Origin of the sequence: Agrobacterium sp. a22-2 (assembly GCF_012276985.1) — a bacterium.
Lineage (GTDB): Bacteria > Pseudomonadota > Alphaproteobacteria > Rhizobiales > Rhizobiaceae > Allorhizobium.
In genome coordinates, this window is the sequence record NZ_JAAXMM010000017.1 from 72831 (window position 1) to 92493 (window position 19663).

General features: G+C 59.8%; 22 protein-coding genes. 18 read left to right on the forward strand and 4 right to left on the reverse strand.

Features of this window, described 5'->3' with window-relative positions; all coding sequences use genetic code 11:
• Positions 1–179: 179 nt before the first annotated feature.
• Genes HFC70_RS22670 through dnaQ form a run of 5 tightly spaced genes read left to right on the forward strand, consistent with a single transcriptional unit; the run spans position 180 to position 3799 of the window.
• Positions 180–1001 carry a pyruvate, water dikinase regulatory protein gene (locus HFC70_RS22670; RefSeq protein ID WP_168475569.1) on the forward strand — a complete coding sequence of 274 codons (822 nt, stop codon included), beginning with the start codon at positions 180–182 and terminating at the stop codon, positions 999–1001.
• Between the two features lie 39 nt (positions 1002–1040).
• Positions 1041–1640, forward strand: a complete 600-nt coding sequence (locus tag HFC70_RS22675; protein WP_168475570.1) for a Maf-like protein — start codon at positions 1041–1043, stop codon at positions 1638–1640.
• Positions 1633–2493 (forward strand): shikimate dehydrogenase, encoded by an 861-nt coding sequence (locus tag HFC70_RS22680; RefSeq protein ID WP_168475571.1) that lies wholly within the window; start codon positions 1633–1635, stop codon positions 2491–2493. Before HFC70_RS22675 ends, HFC70_RS22680 begins: the two co-directional genes overlap by 8 nt.
• Positions 2490–3089, forward strand: coding sequence for a dephospho-CoA kinase (gene coaE, locus HFC70_RS22685; protein ID WP_168475572.1), 600 nt, complete (start codon positions 2490–2492; stop codon positions 3087–3089). The genes HFC70_RS22680 and coaE overlap by 4 nt, the downstream gene beginning before the upstream one ends.
• Before the next feature lie 2 nt (positions 3090–3091).
• The gene (gene dnaQ, locus HFC70_RS22690; RefSeq protein ID WP_168475573.1) at positions 3092–3799 is read left to right on the forward strand and encodes a DNA polymerase III subunit epsilon; all 708 of its coding nucleotides are present in this window, start codon (positions 3092–3094) and stop codon (positions 3797–3799) included.
• Between the two features lie 69 nt (positions 3800–3868).
• On the opposite strand, the gene secB is transcribed toward dnaQ, so the two are convergent.
• Positions 3869–4351, reverse strand: a complete 483-nt coding sequence (gene secB, locus HFC70_RS22695; protein ID WP_168475574.1) for a protein-export chaperone SecB — start codon at positions 4349–4351, stop codon at positions 3869–3871.
• A gap of 101 nt (positions 4352–4452) precedes the next feature.
• Positions 4453–4950: an FxsA family protein gene (locus tag HFC70_RS22700; protein ID WP_168475575.1), complete on the reverse strand. Its 498-nt coding sequence runs from the start codon at positions 4948–4950 to the stop codon at positions 4453–4455.
• A gap of 158 nt (positions 4951–5108) precedes the next feature.
• Here HFC70_RS22700 and HFC70_RS22705 point away from each other — a divergent pair, with 158 nt between their 5' ends.
• The 5 genes from HFC70_RS22705 (at position 5109) to gyrB (ending at position 10419) form a co-directional block, all read left to right on the forward strand.
• Positions 5109–5807: a Tim44/TimA family putative adaptor protein gene (locus tag HFC70_RS22705; RefSeq protein WP_168475576.1), complete on the forward strand. Its 699-nt coding sequence runs from the start codon at positions 5109–5111 to the stop codon at positions 5805–5807.
• Positions 5804–6922, forward strand: a complete 1119-nt coding sequence (locus HFC70_RS22710) for a murein transglycosylase A (RefSeq protein ID WP_168475577.1) — start codon at positions 5804–5806, stop codon at positions 6920–6922. Before HFC70_RS22705 ends, HFC70_RS22710 begins: the two co-directional genes overlap by 4 nt.
• Complete coding sequence (locus HFC70_RS22715; protein ID WP_168475578.1) at positions 6922–7479, forward strand: Smr/MutS family protein; 558 nt, start codon at positions 6922–6924, stop codon at positions 7477–7479. The genes HFC70_RS22710 and HFC70_RS22715 overlap by 1 nt, the downstream gene beginning before the upstream one ends.
• Positions 7476–7841, forward strand: coding sequence for a helix-turn-helix transcriptional regulator (locus HFC70_RS22720; protein WP_168475579.1), 366 nt, complete (start codon positions 7476–7478; stop codon positions 7839–7841). The genes HFC70_RS22715 and HFC70_RS22720 overlap by 4 nt, the downstream gene beginning before the upstream one ends.
• A 142-nt stretch (positions 7842–7983) precedes the next feature.
• Entirely contained in the window at positions 7984–10419 is a 2436-nt protein-coding gene (gyrB, locus tag HFC70_RS22725; RefSeq protein ID WP_168475580.1) for a DNA topoisomerase (ATP-hydrolyzing) subunit B, read from the forward strand.
• Between the two features lie 60 nt (positions 10420–10479).
• On the opposite strand, the gene HFC70_RS22730 is transcribed toward gyrB, so the two are convergent.
• Positions 10480–11079, reverse strand: a complete 600-nt coding sequence (locus HFC70_RS22730) for a nitroreductase family protein (protein WP_168475581.1) — start codon at positions 11077–11079, stop codon at positions 10480–10482.
• Between the two features lie 350 nt (positions 11080–11429).
• On the opposite strand from HFC70_RS22730, the gene HFC70_RS22735 reads away from it, so the two are divergent.
• The 8 genes from HFC70_RS22735 to HFC70_RS22770 all read left to right on the forward strand — a co-directional run bounded on the left by HFC70_RS22735 (position 11430) and on the right by HFC70_RS22770 (position 19282).
• The gene (locus tag HFC70_RS22735; RefSeq protein ID WP_168475582.1) at positions 11430–12707 is read left to right on the forward strand and encodes a polyhydroxyalkanoate depolymerase; all 1278 of its coding nucleotides are present in this window, start codon (positions 11430–11432) and stop codon (positions 12705–12707) included.
• A 138-nt stretch (positions 12708–12845) separates the two neighbouring features.
• Complete coding sequence (locus HFC70_RS22740) at positions 12846–13283, forward strand: DUF2852 domain-containing protein (protein ID WP_168475583.1); 438 nt, start codon at positions 12846–12848, stop codon at positions 13281–13283.
• Between the two features lie 94 nt (positions 13284–13377).
• Positions 13378–14139: a M48 family metallopeptidase gene (locus HFC70_RS22745; protein ID WP_168475584.1), complete on the forward strand. Its 762-nt coding sequence runs from the start codon at positions 13378–13380 to the stop codon at positions 14137–14139.
• A gap of 72 nt (positions 14140–14211) precedes the next feature.
• Positions 14212–14886, forward strand: coding sequence for a phosphoribosylanthranilate isomerase (locus HFC70_RS22750; protein ID WP_168475585.1), 675 nt, complete (start codon positions 14212–14214; stop codon positions 14884–14886).
• Positions 14883–16103, forward strand: coding sequence for a tryptophan synthase subunit beta (trpB, locus tag HFC70_RS22755; RefSeq protein ID WP_168475586.1), 1221 nt, complete (start codon positions 14883–14885; stop codon positions 16101–16103). The genes HFC70_RS22750 and trpB overlap by 4 nt, the downstream gene beginning before the upstream one ends.
• Before the next feature lies 1 nt (position 16104).
• Positions 16105–16944 carry a tryptophan synthase subunit alpha gene (trpA, locus tag HFC70_RS22760; protein WP_168475587.1) on the forward strand — a complete coding sequence of 280 codons (840 nt, stop codon included), beginning with the start codon at positions 16105–16107 and terminating at the stop codon, positions 16942–16944.
• Between the two features lie 39 nt (positions 16945–16983).
• Positions 16984–17892, forward strand: coding sequence for an acetyl-CoA carboxylase, carboxyltransferase subunit beta (gene accD / locus HFC70_RS22765; RefSeq protein WP_246735920.1), 909 nt, complete (start codon positions 16984–16986; stop codon positions 17890–17892).
• A gap of 46 nt (positions 17893–17938) precedes the next feature.
• Positions 17939–19282: a folylpolyglutamate synthase/dihydrofolate synthase family protein gene (locus HFC70_RS22770; protein ID WP_246735921.1), complete on the forward strand. Its 1344-nt coding sequence runs from the start codon at positions 17939–17941 to the stop codon at positions 19280–19282.
• Positions 19283–19342: 60 nt separating this feature from the next.
• Here HFC70_RS22770 and trxA read toward each other — a convergent pair whose 3' ends face one another.
• Positions 19343–19663, reverse strand: a complete 321-nt coding sequence (trxA, locus tag HFC70_RS22775) for a thioredoxin (RefSeq protein WP_168475588.1) — start codon at positions 19661–19663, stop codon at positions 19343–19345.

The window sequence follows — 19663 nt, forward strand, 5'->3', positions numbered from 1 at the left end:
GTGGATAAAGTGTGGATAATTCCGAGACGCGATCAATTGTCCCAGCAATTCACATAGCTCTCTAAAACGGTGCCGAAAGCCAGGCTTGTGGACAACTCGGCACTTTTCCCCTTGCCTTCCGGCCGGCCCGGTCGCTAGCTGTCGCAGTCCCCGTTTATCAACAGGCTGCGGAATTTAGCGTGGAGAACAAAAAACATTTCTTTCATCTGCATCTGATTTCTGACTCAACGGGAGAGACTCTGATCTCCGCCGGCCGGGCCGCTTCGGCGCAGTTTCAATCCTCCAATCCGATCGAGCATGTCTATCCGCTGATCCGCAACCGCCGACAGCTTCTGCCGGTGCTGCAGGCAATCGACGACAAGCCTGGCATTGTTCTCTACACCATCGTCGATCAGTCTCTCGCTGACTTCCTGGATACGACCTGCGCGGAAATGGGCGTGCCAAGCGTCAATGTGCTGGAGCCGGTGATTGCCAAGTTTCAGTCTTATCTGGGCTCACCGTCGCGTCGCCGGGTCGGCGCGCAACATGCGCTGAATGCCGAATATTTTGCTCGGATCGAGGCACTGAATTATACGATGGACCATGACGATGGTCAGATGGCCGCGGGTTACGATGAAGCCGACGTCGTCCTCGTCGGCATCAGCCGGACATCCAAGACGCCGACTAGCATCTATCTGGCCAACAGAGGCATCAAGACCGCCAACATCCCGATCGTCTGTGGGGTTCCCTTGCCGGACAGCCTGCTGAAGGCGACCCGTCCGCTGATCGTCGGGCTGATTGCCACCACCGACCGGATATCCCAGGTGCGTGAGAATCGGGAGCTTGGATCGGCTGCCGGATTTGATCCCGGTGATTATACCGACCGGGCTTCGATCGCCGAGGAACTGAAATATGCGAGATCCCTTTGCGCCCGCAACAACTGGCCGGTCATCGATGTCAGCCGCCGGTCGATCGAGGAAACGGCTGCCGCAATCGTTGCCCTGCGGGTCAAGCTGCGCTAAGCCGAATCGCACGCCGACCCAATATAAAGAGTTGCATCCATGATCCATCCGTTGGTGCTCGCCTCATCGAGCCCATTCCGCCGACAGTTGCTGGAAAATGCCGGCCTTGTTTTCAAGGTCGATGCACCTCGTATCGATGAACGACAGATCGAGGCCCTGCCGGCTAATCGTGCCCTCGGTCCGGTGGACCTGGCCAGGACATTGTCCACGGCCAAGGCGATCGACGTCAGCCTTCGCAATCCCGATGCGATTGTGATCGGTGGCGACCAGACGTTGTCGCTTGGCAATACTGTCTTTCACAAGGCTCCCGACCTTGGCGCGGCGCGCGAACAATTGATGGAACTGCAGGGCAGGACGCACGATCTCAATAGCGCAATCACCTTGGCCCTGAATGGCAAGGTTCTATGGGAACATGTCGGTATCGCCAAGATGACGATGCGTTCGGTCAGCCCTGCTTTCATGGATGGCTATCTGGAACGTATGGGTCCGAAGGCATTGATGAGCGTCGGCGGCTATCAGTTGGAAGGGGAGGGGGTACAACTCTTTTCCGCGATCGAAGGCGACTATTTCACGGTGCTTGGCGTGCCTCTGTTGCCGCTTCTGGGTGAGCTTCGTACATTAGGGCAGATCGATGAATGATTCACGTGAAACAATTGGACCGGCCGCTTTTGTTGCCGGCTATCCAATCAGGCACTCCCGTTCGCCGCTCATTCATGGATACTGGCTTCGGCAACTCGGTCTGCCTGGCTCATATGGTCCGCTGGCAATCGCCCCGGAAGAGTTTGCCGACTTCATCTCCAGGCTGAAAGATGGCGGCTCGCGATATTGCGGCGGCAACGTCACCATTCCCCACAAGGAAGCGGCCTATGCTCTTGCTGATCGTCGTGACGATCGCTGCCAGGAATTGGGCGCTGCCAATACGCTCTATTTGTCAGAGGGAGAACTTCATGCCACCAACACGGATGGCTATGGCTTTGCCCGCAACCTCGATGACAGGCATCCGGGCTGGGATCGGGCTCGCAAGGCCGTGGTACTGGGAGCAGGGGGTGCCAGTCGCGCGGTGATCCAGGCGCTTCGGGATCGCGGCTTCACGGAAATCAACGTCGTCAACCGCACCGTCGATCGGGCGAAAGAGCTTGCCGATCGCTTTGGTGCGGTCATAGCCCCGCATCCGCTGGCCGCCTTGGACGAGGTGATGCAGGGTGCCGAATTCTTCGTCAATACGACGTCGCTCGGCATGGATGGCGAGGCAGCGCCGCAGATTCAGTTTGCCGGATTGGCGTCGGGCGCCCTTGTCACCGACATCGTCTACATCCCGCTGATGACGCCGTTCCTCGCACAAGCGGAGGCGGCGGGTTTTGCCACGGTGGATGGCCTTGGCATGCTGCTGCATCAGGCGGTGCCCGGATTTGCCCGATGGTTCGGCGTGACGCCGACCGTCACTCCGGAGCTGCGTCAGCTGATCATTGCCGACATGGAGCAGCATGCATGATCCGCATCGGACTGACCGGCTCGATCGGCATGGGCAAGTCGACCACGGCGGCGATGTTTGTCGAGCAGGGTATTGCTGTGCATGACTCCGATCGGGTCGTTCACGAGCTTTACCAGAACGAGGCCGTGGAGCCGATCGCCCGTGACTTCCCCGAAGTCGTCATCGGTGGTGTCGTCGATCGCGGTGCGTTGTCAAGGAATCTGGCGAAGAATCCGGCTAATTTCCAGCGCCTTGAAGCCATCGTTCACCCGTTGGTACGCGAACGTCAACGGCGCTTCGTGGAAGAGCAGGAACGGCTCGGGGCCGATATCGTCGTGCTCGATATTCCGTTATTGTTTGAGACCGGCGCCCAAGATCGTGTCGATTCCATTGTCGTGGTAACCTGTGATCCCGATATTCAACGGGCCCGGGTCCTGCAGAGACCGGGTATGACAGAAGAGAAGTTCGAGATGATCCTGGCGCGCCAGGTCGCCGATCTGGACAAGCGCCGCATGGCGGATTTCATCATCGATACGGGGCAGGGCATGGAGGCCGCGCGCCGGCAGGTCGCCGATATCATTGCGACCTTGCGAAGCAGGAAGGAAGGGAAGGACTAGCCATGCGGGAAATCATATTCGATACGGAAACCACCGGGCTGGAATCGAAGATCGACCGGGTCATTGAAATCGGCGCGATCGAGCTGTTCAATCACTTCCCGACCGGCCGCAGCTTCCATGTCTATATCAACCCGGGCGACCGTAAGGTTCATCCGGATGCACTCGCCGTTCATGGCATCACCGATGAATTCCTGAAGGACAAGCCGCCGTTTTCGGCGATTGTCGAGGAACTAGTCGAATTCTTCGAAGGGGCGAAATGGATCGCCCACAACGCAACCTTCGACATGGGCTTCATCAATGCAGAATTCGAGCGTCTTGGCCGGGCGCCGGTTCCCAATGACCAGGTCCTCGACACCTTGGCGCTCGCCCGTCGCAAGCACCCGATGGGTCCCAACTCGTTGGATGCGCTGTGCCGCCGCTATGGTATCGACAACTCGCACCGCACCAAGCACGGCGCCCTTCTCGACTCCGAATTGCTGGCAGAAGTCTATATCGAAATGCTGGGTGGTCGTCAGGCGACCTTTGGCCTTGATACAGCCAGCAATACTAAGGCGCGGCGCAACGAGGAGGAAGAGGTCATCGTTGTTTTGACCGAGCGGCCAAGACCGCTCACCGCACGACTGACCGAAGACGAGATCCTGGCCCATGAAGCCCTGAAGAAGCGGATCGGTGCAAAGGCCATATGGGCGAACTATCCGCAGCCTGAGTGACAGGCAGACCCAAAATGAAAAGGCCCGGAAAAATCCGGGCCTTGAAGCATTCACTTATTGGGCGGCAGTTCAGTTCGGAACGGCCTGAACCTTGGCGCGGGCCTGTTCCTCGGCAACCCGCTGGGTGAACATCTGGGCAAAATCGATCGGATCGATCATCAGCGGCGGGAAGCCGCCGTTTCGTGTCGCATCGGCAATAATCTGCCGGGCGAACGGGAAGAGCAGGCGAGGGCACTCGATAAACAGAACCGGCAGCATGTGCTCCTGCGGAAACCCGGTAATGCGGAACACGCCGCCATAGACCAGTTCGGTCGCAAACAGCACCTTGTCGCCTTCCTTGGCTTCCGCATTGAGCGAGAGCACGACGTCGAAGTCGTTGTCGGACAGCGGATTGGCGTTCACGTTCACATTGATGTTGATCGCCGGCGCCTTGTCGCGCGACTGCAGGGACCGCGGTGCACCCGGATTTTCAAAGGAAAGATCCTTGATGTACTGGGCCAGAATGTTCAGGGATGGGCTTTCCGGTCCCTTGTTGCTGTTGTCGTTCGCCATAGGGGTAGTCCTCGCAGCTTTGATGGTTGAGGCCATCTAACATTTCGCACCAAGCCTTACAACCCTTGAGCCCAACCCGCCCTAACGGCATCGTGCGCCCCTTATTTCGGCAGATTGTCCGACCAGGGCGAGTTCTTTTTGCCGTCGCGATGAAACTCTTCGGACTCCAGATCGATGACCGGGCCATCCTTCGTCGGGCCGGATTGGGGTGCATCGGGCCGAGTATAGGACCGGCTTTCGCTGCGGAACGTGACGATGCGGGGTGCGATCAGCGCCCAGAGGAATTTCCGCGCAAACGGCATCAGCAGCAACAGGCCGAGGAGATCGGTGAGAAAGCCGGGCACGATCAGCAGGAGCGATGCAAAGACCGTTATGGCACCGCGCACCAGTTCCTGGCCCGGATCGCCGGTCATCCGCGAAGCGTCGCGAAAGCGCATCAGCAGTCCCATTCCGTGTACCCTGAGCAGCAGGATGCCGGCCACCGTGCTGAGGATCACCAGCCCCAGCGTCGCCGCCACGCCAATGGCATTGCCGACGATCACGAAGCCGGCGATCTCGGCCAATGGCAGCAACAGCAGAAACAGCGGGGCGAATCGCATGGAGAATATCTCTCTTTGTCGTGGTGCCGCCACCGATCCTGTCTGCGGCTCGGTTCCTTCTTCGAACGAAAGAATGCGGCTTGGCTATTTGAATGAAGCGCAGATGCGGACTATATGGAGGACAAGAATGGGAAATTAAACAGTGGTGCCGGATTGCTATGGGTTCGAATGACTTTGTGACATTGTTTTTTCTGGTCGCCGCAGTGCTGATCTTCCTTCAGCTGCGCAGCGTTCTCGGCCGCCGGACCGGCAATGAAAAGCCGCCCTTCGAGCCCTACAGTCCGCGGGATCTTGCCAAGGGCCCCGGCAGCGATGACGGCAAGGTCGTGACATTGCCGCGCCGCGACGAGGTCGAGAGCGAAGAACGCTTTGCGTCGATCGATGCCTTTGCAAAGCCCGGCTCGGACCTGAACACAGCGCTGCGTGACATCAGCAAGGTCGATCCGAGCTTCAGCCCGAAGGAATTCCTGAACGGCGCGCGCATGGCTTATGAGATGATCGTCACCGCTTTTGCCGACGGCGACAGAAAGACCCTCAAGGGCCTGCTGTCGCGCGAAGTGTATGAGGGATTCGATGCGGCGATCACGGAACGTGAGAAGCGCGGTGAAGTGATGAAATCGACCTTCGTCGGTATAGAGAAAGCCGACATCACCCATGGCGATGTCAAGGATAATGAAGAGCAGATCACCGTACGGATTATCAGCCAGTTGATCTCTGCGACCTACGACCGGGATGGCAAGGTCATCGACGGCGATGCGGAGGGCGTGACCGAGGTCAACGACATCTGGACCTTTGCCCGTGATACCCGTTCACGCGATCCGAACTGGAAACTGATTGCCACCGAATCGGAACAATGACCGGCGGCGGTGCAGATTACTCGCTTCGCTCCATACCCTTCGCCGAATTGCGGGGATGGAGCGAGGACGATCCGTCGGCACTCTTCGTTGGGCTTCGAAACTGTCTTTCCCAGATCCGCGATGTAAAGCCCTATCGGGCAGGGTCATTGGGATTGACTGCGGCGGATCTCCAACCCCTCCTTGAAGCAGCAGCGGCCTTCACGCCTCGCGACGCTCAATCGGCCAGGGCCTTTTTCGAGGCGGAATGCGCTCCCTTTCGGATCGAGCGCCGCGATGCGCAGCCGGGTCTGGTCACAGCCTTCTACGAGCCGGAAGTCCAGGTGTCCGACCAACCCGACGCTGTCTTCCGCTTTCCTTTCTACCTCCGGCCCGACGATCTTATCGATCTCGATGAACGCAACAGGCCGGCCGAGATCGGTCCATCCTATGCCTTTGGCTGGCAGACGGAGGAGGGGGTCAAGCCCTATCCCGACCGCCAGATGATCGATCGCGGCTGGCTGGACGGCCGTGGTCTTGAGATCGCCTGGGCGAGTTCGAAGGTCGATGTGTTTTTCGCCCATGTGCAGGGCGCGGCCCGATTGCGCTTTCCAGACGGCCGCCTTCTCCGCATCACCTATGCCGCAAAAGCAGGGCATCCTTTCTCGGCGATCGGAAAATTGCTGATCGACCGCGGCCAGATTAAAGCCGCCGACATCTCGATGCAGTCGATCCGACAATGGCTGGCGGACCATCCGCACGAGACGGATGAGGTGCTCTGGCACAACCGATCCTACATTTTCTTCCGCGAGGCGCACGTCAGCGACCTGGAGCTCGGGCCGATCGCCGCCGCGAAAGTGCCGCTGCTGGCAGGGCGGTCCCTGGCGGTTGACCGGCAGATCCACACATTCGGCTTTCCGTTTTTTATTCGGGCGGAAACGCTGACCCGCCTCGACGAGGGCCGACCTTTTGCCCGGCTGATGCTGGCCCTCGATACGGGCTCGGCCATCCTCGGCTGCGCACGCGGTGATATATTCACCGGTTCGGGCGACCAGGCGGGCGACCTTGCAGGTGCTGTACGCAATGAAGCGGATTTTTATATACTGATACCGATGCGGGCGGCGGCGAGGTATTTGTAATGTCTGGCAAGGGCAAGATCAGCACGGAAGATCGCATCCTGTGGGGCAAGGTCGCCCGCAGTACGCGCGCTCTGCCGGGTCGCCTGGAGGACCTGACGGAATTCGAACGCAGCTTTCTGGAAGAGCTGCCCGATATAGCTCCGGCACCGAAGATACCTCCTGGTCCGGATCCCTTCGTCGTGCAGAAACCCGACACAAAAAAAGCGTCCGGCATGCACCATCCGCTGGAGCGGCCGGTCAAGAGAAAGCTTGCCCGCGGCCAGCTGGCGCTCGAGGCGAGAATTGACCTGCACGGCCTGATCCAGAGCGAGGCGCACGGCATCCTGCTGGATTTTCTCATTCGAGCTCATGAGCGCGGCCTCAGGCATGTCTTGGTGATCACCGGCAAGGGAAGCTCGATGGGCAGCGACGGTGCCCTGCGGCGCGCCGTGCCCATGTGGTTCTCAAAGACCGAATTTCGCTATCTCATCTCGTCCCACGAACAGGCGGCCCGTCATCATGGCGGCGAGGGCGCCCTCTATGTCCGCCTGTCACGATCTCCGGGAGACCACCGGTGACGCCGTTTGGAGAAGCGGTGCGCCGGTTGCGGCAGCGCAAGGGCGTGTCCCAGAAGGACATGGCCCAGGCGATCGGCGTGTCGCCCGCTTATCTCTCGGCGCTGGAACATGGCCGGCGCGGCAAACCGAGTTTCGATCTGCTGCAACGGGTGGCGGGCTATTTCAATATCATCTGGGACGAGGCGGAAGAACTGTTCATGATTGCCGGGGCGTCCGATCCGCGCGTCGTGCTCGACACATCCGGCCTCGGGCCGGAATACACAGCCTTCGCCAACCATCTGGCCCGTGCGATTCGCACTCTGTCGCCGGCGGTGATAAGAGAGTTCGAGGAAATTCTCAAAAAGACCGAGACAGTCGAATGAAACCTCCAAAATCCCCTGATTTGTGGCGCTGGCGGGTGTCCGGAGTTTGGAACTTGCCGCAAAGACCCTATAGTCATCCGACAGAAAGCTTCTGATTCGACAGATCGGAACTTTTCCCCGATTAGACTGGAAAGATCGCTGAATGACCGATACCCCCGTTGCTGAAAATGGTGCGAGCGCCGAATACGGCGCTGATTCCATTAAGGTGCTCAAAGGCCTCGATGCCGTTCGCAAGCGGCCCGGCATGTACATCGGTGATACCGATGACGGCTCGGGTCTCCACCACATGGTTTATGAAGTTGTCGACAACGCCATTGACGAAGCGCTCGGCGGCTATGCGGATCTGGTAACCGTCACGCTGAACGCCGATGGATCCGTGACCGTCACCGACAACGGCCGCGGCATCCCGACTGACATTCACACCGGCGAAGGCATTTCGGCTGCCGAAGTGATCATGACCCAGCTGCATGCCGGCGGCAAGTTCGACCAGAATTCCTACAAGGTCTCCGGCGGTCTGCACGGCGTCGGCGTGTCGGTGGTCAATGCCCTGTCGGTCAAGCTGAAGCTGAAGATCCGACGCGCCGGCAAGATCTACGAGATGAGCTTCACCCATGGCGTTGCCGATGCGCCCCTCGTCGCGACCGGCGATTGCGGTTCCGAGACAGGCACGGAAGTGACCTTCACTCCGAGCACGGAGACCTTCACGAATACGGATTTCGACTACGGTACGCTGGAGCACCGTCTGCGCGAGCTGGCATTTCTGAATTCCGGTGTCAGAATTCTCCTGACCGACAAGCGCCGTTCGGACATCCGCCAGGAAGAGATGCTCTATGACGGCGGTCTTGAAGCCTTTGTCGTCTATCTCGATCGCGCGAAAAAGCCGCTCGTGCAGAAGCCGGTCTCCATTCGCGGCGAAAAAGACGGCATCGTCGTCGAAGTCGCGATGTGGTGGAACGACAGCTATCATGAGAACGTCCTCTGCTTCACCAACAACATTCCCCAGCGCGATGGCGGCACGCATATGGCGGGCTTCCGCGGTGCGCTGACGCGGCAGATCGTCTCCTATGCCGATACGTCTGGCATCATGAAGCGGGAGAAAGTCTCGCTCACCGGCGACGATTGCCGTGAAGGCCTGACGGCCGTTCTGTCGGTCAAGGTTCCCGATCCTAAGTTTTCGTCCCAGACCAAGGACAAGCTGGTTTCCTCGGAAGTTCGCCCCGTCGTCGAGAGCCTGGTCAGCGAAGCGCTCAGCGTCTGGCTGGAAGAGCATCCCTCCGATGCCAAGATCCTCATCGGTAAAGTCGTTGAGGCCGCTGCTGCGCGCGAGGCAGCCCGCAAGGCCCGCGAACTGACCCGCCGCAAAGGTGCCCTCGATATCGCCTCACTGCCCGGCAAGCTTGCCGATTGCTCCGAGCGCGACCCCGCCAAATCCGAACTGTTCCTGGTGGAAGGCGATTCCGCAGGTGGCTCAGCCAAGCAGGGACGGTCGCGTGAATCCCAGGCCATCCTGCCGCTGCGCGGCAAGATCCTCAACGTCGAACGCGCCCGTTTCGATAAGATGCTGGGCAGCCAGGAAATCGGCACGCTGATCACAGCGCTCGGCACGTCGATCGGCAAGGACGAGTTCAACGCCGACAAGCTGCGCTATCACAAGATCATCATCATGACCGATGCTGACGTCGACGGCGCCCATATCCGGACCCTGTTGCTGACTTTCTTCTTCCGGCAGATGCCGGAACTGATCGAACGCGGCCATCTCTACATCGCCCAGCCGCCGCTCTACAAAGTGACGCGCGGCAAGTCGATCCAGTATCTGAAGGACGAGAAGGCTCTCGAGGATTATCTGATCGGCATGGGCCTCGACGAGGCGACGCTGAAGCTCGGCAATGGCGAAGTGCGTGCCGGCCCCGACCTGCGGGAGATCACCCAGGATGCGTTGCGGCTGCGCTCCCTCGTGGAAGGACTGCATTCCCGCTATAACCGCAATGTGGTGGAGCAGGCAGCAATCGTCGGCGCACTCAACCCCGAACTGACGGAAAACAAGGTTCGGGCAGAGCAGACGGCAGCAGAGGTTGCTCATCGTCTCGATCTGATTTCCGAAGAAACCGAACGCGGCTGGATCGGTATCGTGACGGACGAAGGCGGCATGCGCTTCGAACGCATGGTGCGCGGCGTCAAGGAGACGGCGGCGATCGATGTGGCGCTGATCGGCTCGGTCGATGCCCGTTATATGGATCAGTTGGCGTCGCGCCTGCGCGAGATCTATGGAACCCCGCCGGTGCTCAGCCGCAAGGACGGGACGCTGGAAATCTCCGGACCTCGCTCGCTGCTGGACTCCGTCTTCGCCTTCGGCCGCAAGGGCCTTTCGATGCAGCGTTACAAAGGTCTCGGCGAGATGAATGCCGAGCAGCTGTGGGAGACGACCCTGGATCCGAACGTGCGGTCCTTGCTGCAGGTGCGGGTCAACGACGCGACCGATGCGGACGGGTTGTTCTCCAGGCTGATGGGCGACGAAGTCGAACCGCGTCGCGACTTCATTCAGGAAAATGCCCTCAACGTCGCCAATCTGGATATCTGATCTGTTTTCACGTGAATCATTCGTTAACCGTGATTCACGTGAAACACTTTTGGGCGCAGGCTATTCCTTCGGGAAAGACCCCTCGAACGCGACGGCACTGAGCGGCTTGCGGCCGTTGGGTATTTCCCGGGCTTTGAGCTGGTCCGGCAATAGGGCAGGGTCGCTCAGGCGACCGATTGCGACCGCAGCCTCAGCCCGATAGCCCGGCGGAACGTCCAGTTCCTCAAGTGCTCTGTCAAAATCCACACCGCCCATGCCATGGGCAAAATAGCCGGAGTAACACGCCTGCAGGGCAAGCATTGCCCAGGCAGCGCCTGCGTCAAAGCTGTGGCTGCGAAACGGCCGGGGCTCGCTGCCGTCGTCTTTCCGGTTGAGCGTGTCTGAAAAGATCACGACGAGAGCGGATGCGGATTTGGCCCAGACCTGATTGGATTCGTTGAGCAGGCCGAGGAGTGTGCCCCAATGCCCATCGCCCCTGAGCGCATAGACGAAGCGCCAGGGCTGGTAATTGGAGGCCGATGGTGCCCAATGAGCCGCCTCCAGAATGGTCATCAGCGACTGCTTGTCCATGGTCTCGCCGGTAAAGGAGCGAGGTGACCAGCGATCCAGAAAGATGGGATTGATGGGATAGTCCGATTGGCGATGATTGCTTTGGGTCATGCTTGTCCCTGAATTGATTTTGAACGACTGATAGTGCGCATCGCTCCTGCTTCGCGCAACCATCGACTGGCACGATGGGCATATGGGAAGAGAGGTTCGCCAATCAAGGCGATGGCGACCTGGAACCATTCGGATCGCTCTCCCACTATTAACCAGCTTCGCCACCGGAACTTTAACGCCTCGATGTCATTGTGAAACTGTGGCTGGCAAAAGAAAAAATCGTATATGCGGCTTTCCTACTTTGGTCGGCCTGACAACAAAAGTGTTACTATTGGACCGAATTCTGCTAGTTTCGGCGGTTGCGATGGATATCGCGGCACCTGGATGGAAATCGAAAGGCGGCTCTGCTCATGTTTTATCAGCTCTATGAAATGAACCATGCAGTGATGGCTCCATTTCGAGCCACCGCCGACGCAATGCGGCTCGCCTATGGCAATCCGCTCAATCCGCTGACCCACACAGTCGTCGGCCGTACGATGGCAGCCGGCTTCGAAGTCTTCGAGCGCGCCACCCGGCGTTACGGCAAACCGGCGTTCGATCTTCCGACCACGCAGATCGCCGGCCAGACTGTCGCCGTCCGCGAAGAGATCGTCTGGCAGAAGCCGTTCTGCAACCTGATCCATTTTGCCAGGAACCTGTCGGCCGATCACGGTGACGATCCCAAGATCCTGATCGTCGCGCCGATGTCCGGTCACTACGCCACGCTTCTGCGCGGAACGGTCGAGGCCCTTCTGCCGAGCGCCGATGTCTACATTACCGACTGGATCGATGCCCGCATGGTCCCGGTGACCGACGGCGCCTTCGATCTGGACGATTATATCGACTATGTCATCGAGATGCTGCACCATCTCGGTCCACGCACCAATGTGGTGGCTGTCTGTCAGCCATCGGTTCCGGTGCTCGCCGCAGTGGCGGTCATGGAAGCCGCCGGCGATCATTGCGCTCCCGCCTCGATGACCCTGATGGGTGGTCCGATCGACACCCGGTGCAATCCGACGGCTGTCAACGAACTGGCGCAGAAGAAGCCGCTCGAATGGTTCAAGGACAATGTCATCATGAACGTGCCCTGGCCGCAGCCGGGCTTCATGCGCGCCGTCTATCCGGGCTTTCTGCAACTGTCCGGCTTCATGTCGATGAACCTGGATCGCCACATGATCGCGCAGAAGGATTTTTACATGCACCTCGTCAAGAACGACGGGGACTCTGCCGAGCGGCATCGCGACTTCTATGACGAATATCTGGCGGTCATGGACCTGACGGCGGAATTCTACCTGCAGACCGTCGACACCGTCTTCATCAAGCATTCCTTGCCGAAGGGCGAGATGATGCACCGCGGCAAACGTGTGGATACGGCAGCGATCCGCAAGGTCGCGCTGCTGACCGTAGAAGGCGAGAACGACGATATCTCCGGCGTCGGCCAGACCAAGGCGGCGCAGACCATCAGTCCGAATATCCCCGACGACAAGCGTATGCATTATCTGCAGCCCGATGTCGGCCATTACGGCGTCTTCAACGGATCGCGCTTCCGCAAGGAAATCGCGCCGCGCATCATCGCCTTTGCCCGGAAACACTCCGAAGTGGTCAAGCCCAGCATCAAGCGGGTCATCAAGGGTGGCAAGTCCGCCTGACGGCCTTTGATTTCTGATAGCTAATACAGTCCTTTGCGGGATTTGACCGGCGGATGTCTTGAAGGGCGCCCGCCGGTTTACCACATCGATTTCCATCGGGCGGCATTCCGCCCCCGAGGAAAACGAGGGTAATTGATGATGAACCAATCAGCATTGCTGCGCCCGGACTGGACGCCGGCAACCGTCGTTCTGATGGTACTCGGCTTCATGGTGTTCTGGCCTTTGGGCCTTGCCATGCTTGCCTATATCCTTTTTGGCGATCGCTTCAAGGAATTCAAGCGCAACGCCAATGAAGCCGCTGACGGAATGTTTTCGAAGTGCCGTCCCGGCAAGTATCGCGGCCGCTCGCCTTTTTCGACAGGCAATGTCGCCTTTGACGACTGGCGCAAGGCCGAACTGGAGCGTCTCGACAACGAACGCCGCAGGCTCGATGAAATGCGCGAGGAGTTTGACTCCTATGCGCGCGAACTGCGTCGCGCCAAGGATCAGGAAGAGTTCGATCGCTTCATGCGCGAACGCAACGCCATGAAGCGCACCGACGGCGATGGCCCTGCCTCGGCCTTTTCCACGAACTGAACGAACAGTGGCCAAACCAAAAGCATGCCGGCATCGAGCCTGATGCCGGCTTTTTTTGCGCCGCAACGCCCTTCGAATCGGCTAAGAACACATCATGTTCGCGATGTTGAAAAAGACAGTCAGGAGATCGAGCAAGCCGAAAGCGCCCGAGAGCCGGGTGCTGGAGGTTGCCGGCAGGGCAGTGCCTTTGACCATTCGCCAGAATGCCCGTGCCACCCGCATCACCCTTCGCATCGAACCGGGTGGCCGGGCCTTGAAGATGACGGTGCCGACGGGACTTCGCGATATCGAAGTTCGCGATTTCCTGGACCGGCATCAGGGCTGGTTGAACATCAAGCTTGCAAAGTACAACACCGATAACCGGCTGCGACCCGGCGCCGAAATCCTGCTCAGGGGCACCCCCCATCTGATTGTTCACACCGGCCTGTTGCGCGGTATTACCGAGGTAGCCGAGGTCGATGGCCGGCCTGTGGTGAGAATCAGCGGGCTGGAGGAACATGCCGGCCGGCGCCTGTCCGCCTTCCTCAAGAAGGAAGCGCGCGCCGATCTGGAACGGCTGGTGGCCGAGCATACGCGGACCATCGGCCGAAAGCCCGGTGCACTGTCGATGAAGGACACCCGCAGTCGCTGGGGTTCCTGCTCGTGGGATGGCAATCTGAGCTTTTCCTGGCGGATCGTCATGGCGCCGCCCAGCGTCATCGATTACCTGGCCGCCCATGAAGTGGCGCACCTGCGCGAGATGAACCACGGTCCGGCCTTCTGGGCGCTCTGCCGAAAGCTTTGCCCGCACATGGAGGAAGCCAAGCTCTGGCTGAAACGCCATGGCTCGCAATTGCACGCCATCGACTTCGACTGATTCATCCAAGGTGAGCGCGCGCGCGTCGCAAATTGGCTCGACTCTTTTGTGTTTTCATGTCACTTCGCTGCCATGAAGCCCGATATCAAGATTTGCGGATTGAAGACACCGGAAGCGGTCGATCGCGCCGTCGAACGCGGTGCGACCCATATCGGCTTTATTTTCTTTGAAAAGAGCCCGCGCAACATCGAGCCGGATATTGCCGGACGGTTGGCCGACCGCGTTCGCGGCCGGGCCAAGATCGTCGCCGTGACCGTCGATGCCGGCAATGACGAACTGGATGAGATCGTCGACCTGCTGAAGCCCGACATTCTGCAATTCCACGGCAAGGAAAGCGCCGAACGGCTGCTCACCGTCAAGGCGGTCTATGGCCTGCCGGTCATGAAGGCTTTCTCGATCCGCGATGCCGATGACTTGAAGAAGATCCCGCCCTATATCGGTATTGCCGATCGATTTCTGTTCGATGCCAAGCCGCCAGCCGGTTCCGACCTTCCTGGCGGCAATGGCGTCTCCTTCGACTGGCAATTGCTGCGGACGCTTGACGACGATGTCGATTACATGCTTTCCGGAGGCCTGAACAAAGACAATATCGAGGCCGCGCTGCGAGAAACCGGCACGCGCGGCCTCGATGTGTCCTCCGGGGTCGAAAGCGCGCCAGGCGTCAAGGATCTGGATATGATGGACGAATTTTTTGCCGCGGTTGAACGCGCAATGGCGCCAGCACCGGTATCAGGGAGCGTAAAGTGAACCAGACACCCACACCCAATTCGTTTCGCGAAGGTCCTGACGAGGATGGCCGCTTCGGGATCTTCGGCGGCCGGTTCGTTGCGGAAACCCTGATGCCGCTGATCCTGGATTTGCAGGCGGAGTGGGAAAAAGCCAAGACCGACCCCGTGTTCCAGGCCGAACTTGCCCATCTCAACAAGCACTATACCGGGCGTCCGAGCCCGCTTTATTTCGCCGAACGCCTGACCAACGAGCTGGGCGGCGCCAAGATCTACTTCAAGCGCGATGAGCTGAACCACACCGGGTCGCACAAGATCAACAATTGTCTCGGTCAGATCCTGCTGGCCAAGCGCATGGGCAAGACCCGCATCATCGCGGAAACCGGCGCCGGACAGCATGGCGTCGCCTCGGCCACGGTGGCCGCCCGCTTCGGTATCCCTTGCGTCGTCTACATGGGCGCAACTGATGTCGAACGGCAGGCCCCCAATGTCTTCCGCATGAAGCTGCTCGGTGCGGAGGTTATCCCCGTTACCTCAGGTCACGGCACCCTGAAGGATGCCATGAACGAAGCGCTGCGCGACTGGGTCACCAATGTCGACGATACCTATTACATGATCGGCACGGCGGCTGGCCCGCATCCCTATCCGGAAATGGTCCGCGATTTCCAGTCGGTGATCGGCCGGGAAACCCGCGAACAGATGATGGAAGCCGAAGGCCGGCTGCCCGATCTGCTGGTCGCAGCCGTCGGCGGTGGTTCCAACGCCATCGGTCTTTTCCATCCCTTCCTCGATGACGAGAGCGTCAAGATCGTCGGCGTCGAGGCGGGCGGCAAAGGCCTGGACGGCGACGAGCATTGCGCTTCTCTCACCGCCGGTTCGCCGGGCGTCCTGCATGGCAATCGCACCTATCTGCTGCAGGATGCCGACGGACAGATCAAGGAAGGCCATTCGATCTCGGCTGGCCTCGACTATCCCGGCATCGGCCCGGAGCATTCCTGGCTGAAGGACAAGGGCCGCGTCGAATATGTCCCGGTCATGGATGTCGAGGCACTGGCCGCCTTCCAGGTTCTGACCCGCACCGAAGGCATCATTCCCGCCCTCGAGCCGTCCCATGCACTGGCCGAAGTCATCAAGCGGGCGCCGAAGATGGGCAAGGATCAGATCATCGTCATGAATCTCTGCGGCCGCGGCGACAAGGACATCTTCACTGTCGGCAAGATCTTGGGTATGGGGCTCTGACATGACCGCACGTATGGACAAACGCTTTGCCGATCTGAAGGCTGCCGGTCGCCCGGCGCTGGTTACCTATTTCATGGGCGGCGATCCGGACTATGAGACCTCGCTCGCCATCATGAAGGCACTTCCGGAAGCCGGTGCCGACGTCATCGAACTCGGCATGCCGTTTTCCGATCCGATGGCCGATGGTCCGGCGATCCAGTTGGCCGGCCAACGCGCCCTGAAATCCGGGCAGACGCTGGTCAAGACCCTTCAGCTTGCCCGTGAATTCCGCAAGTCGGACCAGGACACACCGATCGTCATGATGGGCTATTACAATCCCATCTATGTCTTCGGCGTCGAACGGTTCCTCGACGAAGCCCTGGAAGCCGGCATCGACGGCCTGATCATCGTCGACCTGCCGCCGGAAATGGACGACGAACTGTGCCTGCCGGCGCGCAAGCGCGACATCAATTTCATCCGCCTGGCAACGCCGACCACCGACGACAAGCGTCTGCCGATGGTTCTGCGCAATACATCCGGCTTCGTCTATTATGTCTCGATGAACGGCATCACCGGTTCGGCTCTGCCGGATCCGGCCCGTGTCTCCGGCGCGGTCGGCCGCATCAAGAAGCACACCGACCTGCCTATCTGCGTCGGCTTCGGCGTCAAGACCGCCGAGCATGCCCGGCTGATCGGCGCCAACGCCGACGGCGTCGTGGTTGGCACGGCCATCGTCAACCAGGTGGCCCTGAGCCTGACCAAGGACAACAAGGCCACCGCCGATACGGTACAGGCGGTCGTCACCCTGGTGCGCGGCCTGTCGAGCGGCGTCCATGCGGCGCGCCTTGCTGCTGCCGAATAGCGACACCATATTGAGTAGCGTCAATCAGGAGTATTTCAATTGAACTGGATCACCAACTACGTGCGGCCGCGGATCAATTCCATGCTTGGCCGGCGCGAAGTCCCGGAAAATCTCTGGATCAAGTGCCCTGAGACCGGCGAAATGGTCTTCCACAAGGATCTCGAGGGAAACAAGTGGGTCATTCCGACATCGGGCTATCACATGAAGATGCCGGCCAAGGCGCGCCTTCTCGATCTGTTCGACGGCGGCCGCTATGAGGCCTTCGTGCAGCCGAAAGTGGCCCAGGACCCACTGAAATTCCGCGATTCCAAGAAATATTCCGATCGGCTCCGCGACAGCCGGGTCAAGACCGAGCAGGAAGACACGATCCTGGCCGGCCTTGGCACGGTCAAGGGCCTGAAACTGGTTGCCGTTGTCCATGAGTTCAATTTCATGGGCGGTTCGCTCGGCATTGCCGCAGGCGAGGCGATCATCAAGGCCTTCGAGCGTGCCATCGAGGAAAAATGCCCGCTGGTCATGTTCCCCGCCTCCGGCGGTGCCCGCATGCAGGAAGGCATCCTGTCGCTGATGCAATTGCCGCGCACCACGGTGGCGGTCAACATGCTGAAAGAAGCGGGCCTGCCCTATATCGTCGTGCTGACCAATCCGACGACCGGCGGGGTCACTGCCTCCTATGCCATGCTGGGAGACCTGCACATTGCCGAGCCCGGCGCCGAGATCTGCTTTGCCGGCAAGCGCGTCATTGAACAGACGATCCGCGAAAAGTTGCCGGAGGGTTTCCAGACGTCGGAATACCTGTTGGAGCATGGGATGATCGACATGGTCACCAAGCGCCATGACATACCGGATCTGCTGGCTCGCGTTTTGAAGATCATGACCAAGCAAGCTGGCGATGCTGTCAAGAATACCCTGCCGGCGGTCGCTGCTGCGCAGGATGTTCCGGCCTGATATCACATACGCTCTCGATCACGCCGAATCCGCGGAATTCCTGACCATGAATGAGCCTGCCCATAGTGAGGCCGAACGGGAGATCGAGGTGCTGATGGGATTGCATCCCAAGGGCTTCGATCTCTCGCTGAACCGCATACGCCGCCTGCTGGGCAATCTCGGCAATCCGCATTTGAAGCTGCCTCCGGTCATTCATGTGGCCGGCACAAACGGCAAGGGCTCCGTGACGGCTTTCTGTCGCGTCCTGCTGGAAGCAGCGGGGCTGAGCGTGCATGTGCACACCTCACCCCATCTTGTGCGTTGGCATGAGCGATACCGGATCGGCGTCAAGGGTGGGCCGGGCCAATTCGTCGACGATGCGGTCTTTGCCGATGCCCTGCGCCGGATCGCGGCCGTCAATGCCGGTGAGCCGATCACGGTCTTCGAGATCCTGACGGCGGTGACCTTTCTGCTGTTTTCCGAACAGCCGGCCGATGTGGCCATCATCGAGGTCGGTCTTGGTGGGCGGTTTGATGCGACCAATGTCATCGACAACCCTGCCGTTTCGGTGATCATGCCGATTTCTCTGGACCATCAGCCCTATCTTGGCGATCGGGTCGAACTGATTGCCGCCGAAAAAGCCGGGATCATGAAGCGTGGCCTTCCGGTGGTCATCGGCCATCAGGAGCATGATGCGGCGCGCGACGTGCTGGTGACGACGGCCGAGCGCCTGAATTGTCCTCTCTCGGTGTTCGGCCAGGATTATTTTGCCCATGAGGAGTTCGGGCGGCTGATTTACCAGGACGAATTCGGCCTGTCCGATCTGCCGCTGCCCCGTCTGCCCGGCCGCCATCAATATGGCAATGCCGCAGCCGCTATACGCGCCGTCAAGGCGGCAGGCTTCACCGTTACCGATGCGATGGCCGAAACCGCCATGACCTCGGTCGAATGGCCGGGACGGCTACAGAGCCTGTCGGAAGGAAAGCTGCTGGTCCATGCGCCGGAAGGCGCCGAAATCTGGGTCGACGGCGGACACAATCCGGGCGCCGGCGAAGTGATTGCCGAGGCCATGGCCGGTTTCGAGGAACGCCAGTCGCGCCCTCTCTATCTGATCATCGGCATGCTCAACACCAAAGATCCGATCGGATATTTCCGCGCCTTCTCGGATATCGCCGTGCATGTCTTCACGGTTCCCATTCGCGGCACCGATGCGGCCATCGATCCCGTTGTGCTGGCCCATGCCGCCTATGATGCGGATCTGGTCGCCGAACCGATGTCGTCGGTTGCCGAGGCGCTGGAAGCCATCCGCGAACGTGCCGATCCCGATATGCCGGCGCCGCGCATTCTGATCGGCGGATCGCTTTATGTCGTCGGCAATGTGCTGGCCGACAACGGCACGCCCCCCAAATGAAAAAAGCCCGGACGAACCGGGCTTCTTTCAAGTCATTCGGATTGATGTCCGCGCTGCGGCTCAAGCGGCGCTGGAAATCCAGCTGCTCAGCGCCGTCTTGGGCTTGGCGCCAGCCTGGATGTCGGCCACTTCGCCACCCTTGAAGATCGCGAGGGTCGGGATCGAGCGGACGCCGAATCGTGCGGCAAGCTCGGGGTTTTCATCAATGTTGACCTTGGCAATTTTCACCTTGCCGGCCATTTCCGTCGAAATTTCTTCAAGGCTTGGTGCGATCATCTTGCACGGACCGCACCATTCAGCCCAGAAATCAACGACGACGGTTTCTGAGGAATCCAGGACTTCTGCCTGGAAATTGGCATTATCGACTTTTACCGTAGCCAT